Genomic DNA, 15,004 nt, shown 5'->3' with positions numbered 1-15,004 from the left:
CGGTGTCCTTCGGGCCGACCTGGGATCCGCTGGCTGCGGGTCGACCTAGAGCCGTTGTCTACTGAACCTCCGGGCCCCACCCGGGTCGCACCTGCCGTCCGGACGAAACCTTCCCTCGCCCCCGAGGCGCGGGCGCTGAACCTGGCTGTCAGTGGTGGTGCACCGGTGCGGCGCACCACCCCACATGACCCAGCGGCGTTCGACGACTGCGTGGAGGTTTGACCGGTCGGACGTCCAGTGGTGGACCCGGCCGAACCTACCGGCCCGTGGGCGCTTTCTGTCAACAGTCGCCCGACCTGCTATTTCTTCGGAAAACGCCTGGTCAGCGCCGAGGACGCGCAGGTCGTCGCAGAGTCCCCGCGCCATCGATCGGCGGTACGGAATATCGCGACGTCACTCGTTCGGCCGTACGTAGACATTTTGTCCGAACACCACCGTGCGAAGGCACACAGGAAGGTCCGCGCCCGGGGTGAGATCGGGCAGGCCAGGGGTACCGGAGCGGGGATCGGTCGACCAGCGCGCCACCCGGTCGTCGGGGGCCTGGACCAGCAGGTCACCCGTACGCCAGACGGCGTAGTCGGCCGGGGCCCCCGGGACGAGTACGCCCCCGTCGTCCCGCCCCACGGCTCGCCAGCCGCCCCGTGTGTGCGCGGCGAAACCGGCGCGCACAGAGACCCGGTGGCCGGGTGTGCGGTGGTGGGCGGCGGCCCGCACGGTCCCCCAGGGGTCCAGCGGGGTGACCGGGCTGTCCGAGCCGAAGGCGAGGGGCACACCGGCGCGCAGCAGGGCGGCGTACGGATTGAGCGTCGCGGCGCGCTCGGCGCCGAGGCGCCGGGCGTACATGCCGTCGGGGCCGCCCCAGGCCGCGTCGAAGGCCGGCTGGACGGAGGCGGTGAGCCCCAGCTCGGCGAAGGCGGCGATGGTCTCAGGGGTGAGCATCTCGGCGTGCTCCACCCGGTGCCTGGCGGCTCGGACCCGGGCCGTACCCAGGGCCCCGGCGGCGGCTCGGACGCCCGCCACCACGGCGGAGACCGCCGCGTCACCGATGGCGTGGAAGCCGGCCTGGAGCCCCGCCTCGGTGCACGCCGTCACATGTGCGGCGATCGCCGCGGCGTCGAGACGGCCGTCGCCGGTGTGCGGGGCGTCGGTGTACGGCTCGTGCAGGAGGGCGGTGTGCGAGCCCAGCGACCCGTCCACGAAGAGGTCACCGGCGGCGCCGACGGCACCGAGCTCGCGGATCCGCCGGGCGCCCTTCGCGTCCTCGATCCGCTCTGCCCAGTAGCCGAAGACCCGGGGTCCCGGCTGCTCCGAGGCCAGCTCGAGGAGCGCGGTGAAGTCCTCCTCGTCGGAGATCTCGGGGCCCGCGCACTCGTGCACGGTGCCGATCCCCAGCGAGGCGGCGTGTGCGAGGGCGGCGCGCTGGGCCCGGGCCCGCTGCGCCGGGGTGACGGCCCCGTGGGCCGCCGCGCGCACCGCGTGGTGGGCGTCGCCGGTCAGGGGGGCGTCGGGGTGGTAGCCGGCCATGCCGGTGACGCCCGGGACCAGGTCCAGGAGCGCCGTCGTCACGACGGCCGAGTGGACGTCCACCCGGGGCAGGTAGAGGGCTCGACCTCCGGCCGCTTCGTCGAGCTCCCGGCGCGACGGAGGGCGCTGCTCGGGCCAGCGGGCCGCGTCCCATCCGTGACCGAGGATCACCCCGCCGTCCGCCCGGTCGTTCGCGAACGCGCGCACCAGCCCGAGGGCTTCGGGAAGCGTGCGCGCCCCGGAGAGGTCCAGCCCGGTCAGGGCGAGTCCGGTCGACGTGGTGTGGACGTGGGAGTCGGTGAACGCGGGGGTGACCAGGGACCCCTCCAGGTCGATCACCTCGTCGACGCCGCTCGCGAAGGCGTCGGCCGCCCCCTCGGACCCCACCCAGGCGACATGGCCGCGTTCGACGACCATCGCGGTGGCGAACGGATCGGCGGGGCTGTGGACGTCTCCACCGCGCAGCAGCACGGTGCGGTGTTCGCTCTGGGGGGCGGTGCTCTCGGTCATGGGACCAGTCTCGCGCCTGCCGGGACCGGTTCCTCCCCCGCCCCCTCCCCGGCGTCGGGCGGGAGCCCTCAGACGCGCGGCGGCCGCGCCTCGTAGGGCGTGGAGAGGACGACGGTCGTACGGGTGGAGACGCCGGCCAGCGTCCGGATCCGGGTGAGCAGGTGCTCGAGCTCCAGAGGGCTGGCGACCCGCACCTTGAGGATGTAGTTCTCGTCGCCCGCGACGCTGTGGCACGCCTCGAGCTCCGGCACACCGGCGAGCCGCTCGGCGATGTCGTCGGGGGCGCTCGGGTCGAAGGGTTTCACCGAGATGAACGCGGTGAGGGGCAGGCCGACGGCCTCGGGGTCGACGACAGCGGCGTAGCCCCGGATCACTCCCCGCTGCTCCAGCCGGCGGACGCGCTGATGAACGGCCGAGGTGGACAGGCCCGTGGCCTTGCCCAGGTCGGTGTAGCTCATCCGCCCGTCCTTGACGAGCAACTCCACAATCTGACGGTCCAGCTCCTCCATGCGGATCAACCTATGGCCCCAGGTCCCTCCAGGCACAGTCGTAGGCGCCCCGGAAGGGCACGTTCGAGGGGCATGTGACCAATACCACATGTTTACGGGTGGGTAGCCGACGGCCTCGCGATTACGGCCGACTTCCGACGGGAAGTGCTTGCTGTGGCCGAGGCCGTGGCGCCATGCCGGCCCACCCGAGGGGGGAAAGACCCATGCAGAGCCTGAAGCTCACCGGACGTACCGAACCGCAGCCCGATACGGACGCGGTGGTCACCGCGTTCACCGCGCCGGACGAGGACACCGTCCTCGACGCGTACGACACCTTCGAGATGTACCGGGTGATCTGCCCGGACTGCTCCCAGCCGATCGCCCTGCTGGCGGACGAGGACGTACTTCCCGAGCACGCGCTGTGCGCCACGCCGTGGAACCCGTTCGTCCTCACCGTCTGCCCCGGCACGAACCGCGACGCCTCCCTGGCACTCCCGGCGGACGAGTCACTGGAGGCCCAGGAGCAGGAGACCGCACTGCTGTTGACGCTCCCTCAGGGGCTCGACTGGCGGATGCAGCCGTTCTCGCACGCCGGCGGCCCCGGTTCGCGCCCTCTGCGGTACGTGCCGCAGCTGCGGCGGGACGCCGCCTGACGCCCCCGCGCCCGAGGGCGCGTTCCTGTGCGCACCACGACGGCCGGGCCGACGTGGTGCGACAGTCCACCGGCCGGCTGGCCGCGGCACCCGAGGAACGGGCGCGCGAATCGGCCGGACAGTGACCCCGGACCCCGCAAAGGCGTTGGCTCTGCATGACCACGCTGCATCCAACGGCCGGACCCGCCCGGCGCCGTCTCGCCGCACCGGCGCCTGGAGAATCGGTTCCCCGGTCCGGGCCGTCGCCCCAGGAGTCCGCGCGGCAGTCCGTGCCGCACAGCACCGACCCGCCCATCTACCGGGCCATGCTGCGCCATTGGGAGAGCATGGGCCGGACCCTGCCGGGCCGCCATGACCAGGAGTGGAACCGGATCATGACGACACCGGTCTGGTCGGACCGGCCCCTGCGGTTCAGCGCGTCTCGGGACCCGCGAGGTGACGGGCGATGACCATGCGCTGGATCTGGTTGGTGCCCTCGACGATCTGGAGCACCTTGGCCTCGCGCATCAGCCGCTCGACCGGGAAGTCGAGGGTGTAGCCGTAGCCCCCGAGCACCTGGACCGCGTCGGTGGTCACCCTCATGGCCGCGTCGGTGCAGAAGAGCTTCGCCATCGCCGCCTGCCGCGAGAACGCCAGGCCCGCGTCGCGGAGCCGTGCCGCCTCCAGGTAGAGCGCCCTCCCGGCCTCGATCTGGGTCGCCATGTCGGCGAGCATGAACCGCAGCCCCTGGAAGTCCGCGACGGGACGGCCGAACTGGCGCCGGTCGGTGGCGTATCGGACGGCCTCGTCCAGGGCGGCCTGGGCGACACCGACGGCGCACGCGGCGATGCCCAGGCGCCCCGAGTCGAGTGCGGACAGGGCGATGGCGAATCCCTGCCCCTCCTCACCGATACGGCGGTCGCCCGGGATACGTACGCCGTCGAAGTGCAGTTGGGCTGTGGGCGAGCCCTTCATGCCCATCTTCTTCTCGGGCAGGGCCGCGCCCAGGCCCTGGGCGTCACCGGGGACGAGGAAGGCGGTGATGCCCCGGGGGCCGTCCACCCCGGTACGGGCCAGCACCGTGTAGAAGTCGGCGATGCCGCCGTGCGTGATCCACGCCTTGGTCCCGGTGAGCACCCAGTCCTCACCGTCCCGCACGGCTTTCGTGCGGAGGGAGGCGGCGTCGGAGCCCGAGGACGGTTCGGAGAGGCAGTAGGCGCCGAGCAGGCCGCCCGCGAGCATCTCCGGCAGGTGGGCGGCTCGTTGCTCCTCGGTCCCGAATCCGGCGAGCGCGTGACAGGCGAGCGAGTGGACGCTGACGCCGAGACCGACGGTGAGCCGGGCGGCGGCCAGCTCTTCCAGGACCTGGAGATAGACCTCGTACGGCTGGTCACCGCCGCCGTGCGCGGAGTCGTACGGCAGTCCGAGCAGGCCGGCTTCGGAGAGCAGGGTGAAGACCGGGCGCGGGAACAGCCCCGCTTCCTCCTCCTCGGCCGCCCGCGGGGCGATCTCCTTCGACACGATGTCGCGTACGAGCTCGACGAGCTGCCGGGACTCCTCGGTGGGCAGACGGCGTTCCACCGGCTGCGGGGCACGGTCGGACATGACGGCGCTCTCCTCCCTGTCGGGCGTGACGGCGGTCGCGCGCGGGGTGTGCGCGGCACCGCCGGGTGGTCCCGGGCGATGCCCGGAAATCTACGGCTCCTCAGCCGATCCTGCCTTCCCGGATCACGGGAGGCGCTGGCCAGCGGCTGTGGCGCGTCGAGTATGCCCGATCGGAGCGCACCCGTCACCGGGTGGCGGGGGACGTGATCAGGGAAATTGGTCCGAACCATTGACCCAACTGGTCTAGTCCTTCTACGGTCTCCACCAATGCCTCTTCGCGTCCATGCCAATCACGGGCGGACGGGGCAGGCACCCCCCACAACACCCAAGCCCTCCCCCACGAGGAGCCACAATGACCGGACTTCACCGTCCCCGCGCCCGTCTCCGGGCCCTCGCCGCGACCTTCTGCACCGCCGCACTGGGAGCCGCGCTCCTCGGTGTCGCGGGTACGTCCTCCGCGGGCGCGGCCCCCACCGCGTCCGCTCCGGCGGCAGCCGAGGCCGCCCCGGCCGCGGCCGGCGACAAGGTGGTCGGATACTTCACCAACTGGGGTGTCTACCAGCGTGATTACCACGTCAAGAACATCGAGACCTCGGGCTCGGCCGACAAGCTGACGCACATCAACTACGCCTTCGGCAACGTCCAGGGCGGCAAGTGCACCATCGGGGACAGTTACGCCGACTACGAGAAGGCCTACACGGCCGACCAGTCGGTGGACGGTGTCGCGGACACCTGGGACCAGGAACTGCGCGGCAACTTCAACCAGTTGCGCAAGCTGAAGAAGCTGCACCCCGATCTGAAGGTCATCTGGTCCTTCGGGGGCTGGAGTTGGTCCGGCGGCTTCGCCGAGGCCGCGAAGAACCCGGCCGCCTTCGCCGAGTCCTGCCACGGTCTGGTCGAGGACCCGCGCTGGGCCGATGTCTTCGACGGCATCGACATCGACTGGGAGTACCCGAACGCCTGCGGCCTGACCTGCGACACGAGCGGTCGCGACGCGTACGGGGACCTCCTGTCGGCGCTGCGGTCGAAGTTCGGCACGGACAGCCTGATCACCTCGGCGACCACCGCGGACGGCTCCGACGGCGGCAAGATCGACGCGGTGGACTACGCGGGGGCGGCTCAGTACCTCGACTGGTACAACCCGATGACCTACGACTTCTTCGGCGCCTTCGCGGCACAGGGCCCGACCGCTCCGCACTCACCGCTGACCTCCTACCCGGGCATCCCGACCGAGGGCTTCAACAGCGACGCGGCGATCTCCAAGCTCAAGGGCCTGGGCATCCCCGCGGAGAAGCTGCTGCTGGGCATCGGCTTCTACGGGCGCGGCTGGACCGGCGTCACCCAGTCCGAGCCGGGCGGCACGGCGACCGGGGCAGCTCCGGGGACGTATGAGGCGGGCATCGAGGACTACAAGGTCCTGAAGGACAGCTGCCCTGCCACCGGCACCGTCGCGGGCACCGCCTACGCCCACTGCGGCACCAACTGGTGGAGCTACGACACCCCGGCCACCATCGCCACGAAGATGGACTACAAGAACCAGCAGGGCCTGGGCGGCACCTTCTTCTGGGAGCTCAGCGGCGACACCGCGAGCGGTGAGCTCATCAAGGCCATCAACTAGCCCCGGCGGGGTACACGCACCGCAGGGCGGGTCAGGGGTGGGGTGCCGGGCGGGCGCCCCACCCCACCCGTCTAGAGCGGGGGCCGCGGGTCACATGAGACCGGGGCGTGGCCGTGCGGTGGGAGGCGCCGGGTACGAGGGCCGCCGCATCTCGCGTCGAAGGGCGGTCGCCGGTCATCCTGCCGATGCCCCGGAGAGGTGCGTGGGCCCACGCTTCGGGCATGGAATCCCGAAGCGCGGCGGGCGCGGAATCCCGCTTCTCGGTACGCAGGATCAGGACGCTGCTCACGGTGATCGTCGCCGTGGCGGCCACGGCCGTTCTCACCGCCGCCCCGGCGCGGGCGGAGACCGGCTTCCACGAGGTGCCGGCGTTCGGCAGCAACCCCGGCAATCTGAGGATGTTCGCGTACGTCCCGGAGCAGGCACAGTCAGGCGCCCCCGTCGTGGTCCTCTTCCACGGCTGCGGCGGCTCCGCCGAGGACCTGGACATCGACACGGGCTGGCGCAAGTACGCCGACACGTACGGGTTCACCCTCGTCCTGCCCGAGCAGAAGGACGAGAACGTCGGATCCGGCGGCATCGTGCCGCACAGGTGCTTCAGTGCGTGGAACCCGGCCGACCGCACGCACGACGGCGAGGGCGAGGCCCGCTCGGTGGTGCAGATGGTCGACCACATGAAGGCGCGGTACTCCGCCGACGCGGACCGCGTCTACGCCGCCGGCTACTCCGGTGGCGGCGCTGCGACCAATGTGATGCTGGCGGCCCACCCGGAGGTGTTCGAGGCGGGTGCCGTGTTCTTCGGTATGGCCTACGGCTGCGCCGACACCGAGACGGACTACTTCCGGACCGGTTCCCTCGCCCCGTGTCCCGGGCGGTACAACCTCGTCTCCCCGACGGAGTGGGGCGACAGGATCCGCAGCGCCCACCCCGGGTACACCGGCGCACGGCCGCGGGTGCAAATCTGGCACGGCGGCTCCGACCTGCTGATCAACAAGAAGTCGCTGGAGAAGCAACGCGACGGGTGGACCGACGTGTTCGGTGTCCCGCAGACTCCGACGTCCTCCTCCAGCCCGGCCTCCGGCGTCACCAAGCAGGTGTACGGCAGCGGGCAGGTGGAGACGTATCTGATCGACGCGATGGGCCATGAGGCCCCGGTCGACCCCGGCACCGGCATCGACCGGTGCGGCACGGTGGGGCGGGGCCACGACTCGCTCTGCGGTCCCTACTACGCGTCGCGCTTCTTCGGCCTGGGCGGCTGAGTCGCGCCGAATTCCGCGTCCCGCCGAGCCGGCGCACGGCCGGGGACGGAATTCCGGGCGGTTCCCCGGAACTCCTTCGGAGTGGACGGCCTGCGCGTCGGAAACCTTTGGGGAAGAAATATCCGGGGCGGAAACCTTTCGGAAATGTGCCGCAGATGCTGGAATGCATGAGGGAGACGCGCATACGCGGGAGAGCCCGACATCACGGCGGCAAACCACGCCGCACCGGAGCGCGTTCGCGTACGAATTCGCCCGCGACGGCCCCGCCTCGCGACCGTTTCTCCTCGGCCGGCCCGGGAAACCGCACGCTTCGCACCCCGTCCCAGGCTTGTTGTGCACGGGCAGGCAACATCCGTGCGTGCGCAGGCAAGGGTGCGCGGCAGTCCCGGCCTAGCGTTTCCTGCCCACCCTATTGATTCCCCGGTGCACGCACCCGGCACGACCCGGCACGGTGCGCCGGATTCACGAATTGCAGGAGTACCGCTCATGCCTGAAGACGTCGCACGTACCTCCCCCGTGCTGGAGCCGGCCGCTGCCGCTTTCGCCGAGGCGACGGCGAACCCGCCCTATCTCTTCGAACTCGCCCCCGCGGAAGGCCGTAAGGCGGTGGACGAGGTCCAGTCCGGCGACGGCGTCGAGAAGCCGGAGGTCGACGAGGAGTGGATCACGGTCCAGGGCGGGCCGACGGGCGACGTCCGGGCGCGCATCGTGAAGCCGGCCGGCGCCACGGGGACGCTGCCGGTGATCCTCTACATCCACGGCGCCGGCTGGGTGTTCGGCAACGCCCACACGCACGACCGCCTGGTGCGCGAGCTCGCCGTCGGCGCGGGCGCGGCCGTGGTCTTCCCCGAGTACGACCTCTCGCCCGAGGCCCGCTACCCGGTGGCCATCGAGCAGAACTACGCCGTCGCCCGGTGGATCGTCCAGGACGGTGCCACCAAGCAGCTGGACGGTTCCCGGCTGGCCGTGGCCGGTGACTCGGTGGGCGGCAACATGACCGCCGCTCTGACGCTGATGGCCAAGCAGCGCGGTGACGTGGCCCTCAAGCACCAGGTGCTGTTCTACCCGGTGACCGACGCGAGCTTCGACACCGGCTCGTACCAGCAGTTCGCCACCGGCTACTTCCTGCGCCGTGACGGCATGCAGTGGTTCTGGGACCAGTACACGACCGACGAGGCCGAGCGCGCCCAGATCACCGCCTCGCCGCTGAGGGCGACGACCGAGCAGCTCAGCGGGCTCCCCGCGGCTCTCGTGATCACCGGCGAGGCGGACGTGCTGCGCGACGAGGGCGAGGCCTACGCCGACAAGCTGCGTGAGGCCGGCGTGCCCGTCACCGCCGTGCGCTTCCAGGGCATCATCCACGACTTCGTCATGCTCGACGCCCTGCGTGGGACCCACGCCGCGGAAGCCGCGATCACCATGGCCGTCCAGACGCTGCGCACCGCCCTGCACGGCAGCTGACCGCGACCGCCCTGCACCCACACCGACCCGAGACAGGCTGAGAGATGACCACCACCCCCACCGTCGTACTCGTCCACGGAGCCTTCGCCGACGCAGGCAGCTGGTCCGGCGTCGTGACCGAGCTCCGGAGCCACGGCATCCCCGTGGTGGCCGCCGCGAACCCGCTGCGGGGGCTCGCCTCCGACGCCGCCTACATCGCGGCAGTGGCCTCCCGGATCGACGGACCCGTCGTCCTGGTCGGGCACTCCTACGGCGGCGCTCTCATCACCGTGGCGGGGACCGCCGAGAACGTCGTCGGGCTCGTCTACATCGCGGCCTACGTGCCCGACGAGGGCGAGAGCCTGGGCGAGCTCCAGGGCCGCTTCCCTCTCTCGCCCCTGGTCAGCAACCTGCGCGAGGGTGTGTACCCGGTCGCGGGCGAGGAGACCGCCGTCGAGGTCACCATCGCGGCCGAGAAGTTCCCGGAGATCTTCGCCGCGGACGTCCCGGCCGACGTCACCGAGGTGCTCGCCGTCGCACAGCGGCCGCTGTCGACCACGGTGTTCACGGAGACCGCCGCCGCGGCCGCGTGGCGGACCAAGCCGTCGTGGGCTCTCGTCGCGGGCGCCGACCAGGCGATCAACCCCGACGTCGAGCGCTTCGGCGCGGAGCGGGCCGGTGCGACGACGGTCGAGCTGGACGGCGCCTCGCACGCCGTCGCGGTCTCCCGGCCGAAGGAGGTCGCCGCGCTGATCGTCGACGCGGTGACGGCCACGACCCGCTGATCACTCGCACACGGACCGCGGCGCGGCCGGGCCATCGGGCCCGGCCGCGCCGCGGTCGTCGTGCCACCCGTGCTCGGCGACTCCGGCGCTGCCCGATAATGGTGGTTCGGTCGTGAAAGCGATTCGGTCGTGCTACCTCCGACGGCGGCACTGCGGGCCCGACGAGCGAGGACAGCATGAGTGTGCGGGAGACCGGTCTTCCCGGTGACGGGGACGACGGGCCGGAACTGGTGGGACGCGCGGCCGAGCGTGCGGCTCTCTCGGCCGCGCTGTCCGGGGCCGGTAACGCCGTGCTTCTGCGCGGTGACCCCGGGATCGGCAAGACCAGCCTGCTCGAATGGGCCGTCCGCCGGGCCAGGGCCGCGGACGCGAGGGTGCTGCGCATGGTCGGCGCGGCGGCGGAGTCGGGCCTGGCCTACGCCGCGCTCCACCAGGTGCTGTGGCCGTTGCTGGACGAGTCCGCGGGCCTTCCCCCGGCCCAGCAGGACGCACTGGAGCGGGCTCTCGGCGTGCGTGAGGGGGCGCCGCCGGACGGATTCGCCCTGGGCGACGCCGCGCTCGGCCTGCTCGCCAGGACGGCCGCGCGCCGGCCGCTGCTCGTGGTCCTCGACGACCTCCAGTGGTCCGACGAGACGAGTGCCACGGTCTTCGCCTTCCTGCAGCGGCGGATCGAGCGGACGGCGGTGGTCCTGCTGGCTGCCACGCGCGACGAGGAGGCACGGTTCGACGGGCCCACCAGCACGGTGATCGACGTGGGATGTCTCAGCTCCGACGAGGCGGGCGTCCTGGTGGACTCCCGCTGCCCCGACCTGGAGTCCGGGGTGCGTCACCGCATCCTGCACGAGGCCGGCGGCAACCCGCTCGCGCTGACCGAGCTGCCGCTCCAGCTGGACCCCGATGTCGGCCGGGGCGCGCTGCCCCTGCCGGACCACCTTCCGGTGGGCACTCGCCTCGGACGCCTGTTCGAGGAGCGTATTGGTCGTCTCTCCTCCCCGGCGCGGGACCGGCTGCTGCGGCTCGCCCTCGGGGAGGCCGGGCGCAGGGCGGACCTGCCGGGTGCCCGGGTCCGCGTGCCGCATCCACCGGGTGACGACGGTCTGCGGGAGGAACTCACCGATTCCGGCCTGGCGGTCGTGGATCCCGCGACGTCGGAGCTCCGCTTCCGCCATCCGCTGGTCGCGTCGTGTGTCGTGGAACTCGCGCCGAAGGCGGCGGTACGCAAGGCGCATCTGCGGATCGCGGCACTGCTGCCGCCGAACCACCCGCAGCGTGCCCTGCATCTGTCGGCCGGGACCGTGGACCCCGACGAGGGCACGGCGTCGTGTCTCGAACGGGCGGCTGAGGAGATGGCGCAGCGGCGCGGCGAGGTGGAGGCAGCCCGGCTGTACGGCAGAGCGGCGGCGCTCAGCGAAAGCCCGTCCGGTGCCGTGCGCCGGTGGATCATGGCCGCGTCGCTCGCCACCCGGGGGGCGGCTCCGCTGGACTTCATCCGCCGCCTCCTGGACGAGGCGTCGCGGCATCCCGTGCCGGAGGACCTCGCTGTCCTCCACCAGTTCTCGATCGCCTTCTTCCAGCTGCACGAGGGTTCGGACTACCGCGCTCCGGCCGTGGTCATGTCCGAGATCCTGGACGGCCTGGGAGCGCTCCCCCAGGAGGAACCGGGCGGTCTGAGGGACTCGCTGTTCTGCCTGCTGATCCTGACCACCGTCTACACCGGGGACGACGCCCTCTGGCGGAACCTGGACCGGCACATTTCCCAGGCCTCTCCACTCGCCGCGCTCTGCTACGACGTGTGGAAGGACCCCGCCCGCACCGCGCACGGCGCCGCCGAGCGGCTGCGGCCGGTGCTGGCGGCCCTGACGCCCGAGCAGGAAGCCATGTCCGTCTGGCTGATCCTGTGGACGGCCGTCGGTGCCGACGTGATCGGTGAGCACCCCGAGCTGCTCGGGAGGCTGCAGAGGCAGCACCTCTGGGGGACCCGCTCCTTCCTCGACCTCGTCACCTGCCGGGACGACGTGATCAGGGGCCGCTGGGAGAGCGCCCTGCGCACGGCCGGCCGGGGAGCCCGGGAGTCGGCGGCACGGGGCTTCGACATCCACCGGATGACCTATCACCTGCATGCCGGGTTCGTGCTGGCCGGCAGGGGCGAAGCAGAGGCGCTCGATGCCCTGCACGAACAGCTGGGGCCCTGGGCCAGGGAGCGGGGGCTGCGCTTCCTCCTGGACGGGATGCACGCCCACCGCTCCCTCCTGGCCCTGGGGGCGGGCCGGTACGAGGACGCCTACGCCCACGCGGCTGCGGTGACCCCGCCCGGCACGCTGCCCGCCCGCGCTCCCTGGTTCCTGCACAGCTTCCTGGACCTGGTGGAAGCGGCGGGACACACCGGACGTGGGGAGCAGGCACGCGCGCACGTAGACGCGGCCGTTGCCGCCGGTGTCTCGGAGATCTCCGGTCATCACGCGTTCACCGTGGCCGCCGCGTCGGCCCTCGTCGCCCAGGACGACGCCCTGTTCCGTGCGGCGCTGGCCCGTCCCGGTGCGGAGCAGTGGCCTTTGACCCATGCCCGTCTGCACCTGGCGTACGGCGGTCACCTGCGCCGCCGGAGCCGACGTAAGGACGCCGTGCTCCCGCTGCTGGAGGCACGGCGGGTCTTCGCCGGGCTCGGCGCCGTGCAGTGGGTGGCCGCGGCCGACCGGGAGCTGAGCGCCGCGGGCGGTGCCGTCCCGGCGGCGGGGCGGGGCGAGACGCGGCCGGTGCTGACCGCGCAGGAACGCCGCATCGCCGAGCTGGCCGCCGGCGGCCTCACCAACCGGGAGATCGCGAACCGTGTCCGGGTGTCCCCCCGTACGGTCGGCGCGCACCTGTACCGGATCTTCCCCAAGCTCGGAGTGACCTCCCGTGCCGCGCTCTCCGAGGCGCTGGCGGACGCCGGTGCGCGCAGGTCCGCACCGGACACCCGGTAGCGGTCCGCCGGGCCCGGTTGCCGGTCCGATCGGAACCCGTCAGTCAAACGACGTACTCCCGCGTCCCCCCGCTGTCGCAGCATCGAGTGACAGACGTGTCGCGGGAAGGGGTTCTCATGAGGTCGGCCGGTCCGGAGCCTGTCGGTGCCGCCGAGGCGGTGGACGACGGGCTCCCCGAGCTGCACGTCCGTACGGACGACGGGCCGGCCGATGTGCGCAGCCACGTGGTCGGGCCGCTGCGCGTCACCACGGTCCGTGGCCCGGCGCTCGCTCTGCGGGCCGTACCCGGGGGTGCGCCAGGCGTCACGGCGCTGGTGCACGTACGCGGCTCGGCGGTCCTCGGCGACGGCGGCACCGGGCGGTGCGGCCCCGGGGATCTCGTGGTGTGTGACGGCCCGTTCGCCCTGCGGGAGACGGAGGACTTCCTCCTCCACATGGTCCAGCTGCCCCTGCACGTGCTGGGTCCGGCCCTCGACCCGGCGGGCCTGCGCGGGGTTCACCGGCCGGCGGACAGCCCCACGGCCTCCCTGATCGAACCGCTGCTGGTGTCCCTGGCCGGGCCGGGCGAGGCATGGCAGGGACCGACCGCGGACCGGCTGGCCTCCGACACGGCGGGGCTGCTCACGACCCTGGCGAGGGAGACGGGCAGCGCCTTCCCTCCGGACGCCGGATCCGACCGGCACCTGCTGACGACCCGTCTGCGGGCCTACGTCAACGAGAACCTCTTCGACCGGGGTCTGTCACCGGAGAGCATCGCCGCCCGTCACCACATCTCGGTGCGCTACCTGCACAAGCTGTTCGCCGGTGAGGGAGTCACGGTCAGCCGGTGGATACAGCAGCGCCGGCTGGAGGAGTGCCTGCGTGAGCTGGGCCGTCGGGGCGGGACGCCCCGGCCGGCCGTGGCGGTGGTGGGCAAGCGCTGGGGCTTCGGCAACGCGGCCCACTTCAGCCGGAGTTTCCGTGCGGCGTACGGCATCGCGCCCCGTGACCGGTCCGGCCGCCCTGTCCGCCCGTCCTGATCCGTGCAGCGGCGGACGTCCCGCGGCCCGCCGCTCGTGGCTCAGGGCCGGACGGTGTCCGTCGTCGCCGGTGCGGCCCCGCGCCACCGGCCGGGCGGGTGGCCGTACAGCGCCTTGAAGGCCCGGCTGAAGTGCGCCGGGCTGTGGAATCCCCAGCGCGACGACACCGCCGAGACGGTGGCGCTGACGCCCCCGCGACGGGCCAGTTCCTTCGCGCATTCCTCGACGCGGCGCCGCTGGACGAGCCGGCTCACCGTGACGGCCTCGTCCTCGAAGAGGCGGTGGAGGTAGCGCACGGAGATGCGGTGGGCGGCGGCGATGGTCTCGGGGCCGAGGTCCGGGTCGCCGAGATGACGGTCGATGTGACGGAGCACGGACCGCACCAGCCGGTCGCGGGCGGCCCCCGCGTGGTCGTCGTCGTCCGGGTCGGACGCGTCGTGCACCAGGGTGGCGAGCAGATCGGTGGTGTTGCCGCCCAGGGCGTCGGCTACCGAGGGGGGTATCCGGCCGGCCGTGACGGCGAGCCGGGCGAGGAGGGGGACGAGCAGCGCGGGTACTCCGTCACGTGGTGACAGGGCGCGCCCTGTCACCCTCCGGACGGAGTGCTCGGGTACGTCGAGCGCGTGGTCCGGCACGCGCAGGACGCGGAGGCGGAACCGTTCCCGCTCGTCCAGCGCGAAGGGCCGCCGCAGGTCGACGACGGCGGCCTGCCCGGGTTCCAGCACGGTACTGCGGCCGTCCTGGGTGAGGGCCGCGTGTCCGTGTTCCTGGAGGACGACCGCGACCGCCCGGGCGGGTGCGCTCTCGACGAGTCCGGGGGTGCGGCTGAGCCGGACGGGGTCCGCCTCCAGCGACAGCAGGCGTACGTAACCGAGCGGCACGCCGGTGAGCGACGCCGCGAAGGGGCCGTCGTGCCGACGGCCCGCCTTCACCGCGGCCAGCCGCAGCCCGACTTCGCGCTGCCAGGCGGCCAGGTGGCCGGTGCCGGCGTGGCGGGCGGGGTCGGGGTGCACAGGGGTCTCCTCATTCGTACTGTCACCCGAGTCTGACCGGCCGGAGCGCCCGGTCATTAGGTCATCTGACTGACCGCCGCGGCAGGGCGGACACCGTGCGGTGCCGGGCGCGGACGAAGTGTGCACGGATCGGCATGTCCCGGTGCGC

The 15,004-nt window shown here is 72.6% G+C and carries 11 protein-coding genes; 7 read left to right on the top strand and 4 right to left on the bottom strand.

Translation table 11 applies throughout. The features are described from left to right. Positions 1 to 393: 393 nt before the first annotated feature. Positions 394 to 2,034 carry an amidohydrolase gene (locus tag P8A20_RS31700; RefSeq protein WP_147962435.1) on the bottom strand — a complete coding sequence of 547 codons (1,641 nt, stop codon included), beginning with the start codon at positions 2,032 to 2,034 and terminating at the stop codon, positions 394 to 396. A gap of 68 nt (positions 2,035 to 2,102) precedes the next feature. Further along, a complete protein-coding gene (locus P8A20_RS31695; RefSeq protein WP_147962434.1) occupies positions 2,103 to 2,543 on the bottom strand; it encodes an Lrp/AsnC family transcriptional regulator in 441 nt (146 codons plus the stop codon). Between the two features lie 203 nt (positions 2,544 to 2,746). On the opposite strand from P8A20_RS31695, the gene P8A20_RS31690 reads away from it, so the two are divergent. After that, positions 2,747 to 3,175, top strand: a complete 429-nt coding sequence (locus P8A20_RS31690; protein ID WP_306104720.1) for a hypothetical protein — start codon at positions 2,747 to 2,749, stop codon at positions 3,173 to 3,175. Between the two features lie 411 nt (positions 3,176 to 3,586). Here P8A20_RS31690 and P8A20_RS31685 read toward each other — a convergent pair whose 3' ends face one another. After that, complete coding sequence (locus tag P8A20_RS31685; protein WP_147962432.1) at positions 3,587 to 4,759, bottom strand: acyl-CoA dehydrogenase family protein; 1,173 nt, start codon at positions 4,757 to 4,759, stop codon at positions 3,587 to 3,589. Positions 4,760 to 5,111: 352 nt separating this feature from the next. On the opposite strand from P8A20_RS31685, the gene P8A20_RS31680 reads away from it, so the two are divergent. The 6 genes from P8A20_RS31680 (at position 5,112) to P8A20_RS31655 (ending at position 13,843) form a co-directional block, all read left to right on the top strand. After that, the gene (locus P8A20_RS31680) at positions 5,112 to 6,377 is read left to right on the top strand and encodes a glycoside hydrolase family 18 protein (RefSeq protein WP_306104719.1); all 1,266 of its coding nucleotides are present in this window, start codon (positions 5,112 to 5,114) and stop codon (positions 6,375 to 6,377) included. A gap of 221 nt (positions 6,378 to 6,598) precedes the next feature. Further along, on the top strand, positions 6,599 to 7,636 hold the full coding sequence (locus P8A20_RS31675) for an extracellular catalytic domain type 1 short-chain-length polyhydroxyalkanoate depolymerase (RefSeq protein ID WP_306104718.1): 1,038 nt from the start codon (positions 6,599 to 6,601) through the stop codon (positions 7,634 to 7,636). Between the two features lie 486 nt (positions 7,637 to 8,122). Continuing rightward, positions 8,123 to 9,097 carry an alpha/beta hydrolase gene (locus P8A20_RS31670; RefSeq protein WP_306104716.1) on the top strand — a complete coding sequence of 325 codons (975 nt, stop codon included), beginning with the start codon at positions 8,123 to 8,125 and terminating at the stop codon, positions 9,095 to 9,097. A gap of 44 nt (positions 9,098 to 9,141) precedes the next feature. Further along, the gene (locus tag P8A20_RS31665; RefSeq protein WP_306104715.1) at positions 9,142 to 9,861 is read left to right on the top strand and encodes an alpha/beta fold hydrolase; all 720 of its coding nucleotides are present in this window, start codon (positions 9,142 to 9,144) and stop codon (positions 9,859 to 9,861) included. A 176-nt stretch (positions 9,862 to 10,037) separates the two neighbouring features. Next, positions 10,038 to 12,824 (top strand): AAA family ATPase, encoded by a 2,787-nt coding sequence (locus P8A20_RS31660; RefSeq protein WP_306104714.1) that lies wholly within the window; start codon positions 10,038 to 10,040, stop codon positions 12,822 to 12,824. A 116-nt stretch (positions 12,825 to 12,940) separates the two neighbouring features. Next, on the top strand, positions 12,941 to 13,843 hold the full coding sequence (locus P8A20_RS31655; RefSeq protein WP_306104713.1) for a helix-turn-helix domain-containing protein: 903 nt from the start codon (positions 12,941 to 12,943) through the stop codon (positions 13,841 to 13,843). A gap of 41 nt (positions 13,844 to 13,884) precedes the next feature. Here the strand turns inward: P8A20_RS31655 and P8A20_RS31650 are convergent, their stop codons facing one another. Continuing rightward, positions 13,885 to 14,856, bottom strand: a complete 972-nt coding sequence (locus P8A20_RS31650; RefSeq protein ID WP_147962426.1) for a helix-turn-helix domain-containing protein — start codon at positions 14,854 to 14,856, stop codon at positions 13,885 to 13,887. Positions 14,857 to 15,004: the final 148 nt, after the last annotated feature.

This window comes from Streptomyces sp. Alt3, assembly GCF_030719215.1.
Classification (GTDB): Bacteria; Actinomycetota; Actinomycetes; order Streptomycetales; family Streptomycetaceae; genus Streptomyces; species Streptomyces glycanivorans.
The sequence above is the reverse complement of the archived record's forward strand: the minus strand, read 5'-3'. Positions and strand labels throughout refer to the sequence as shown.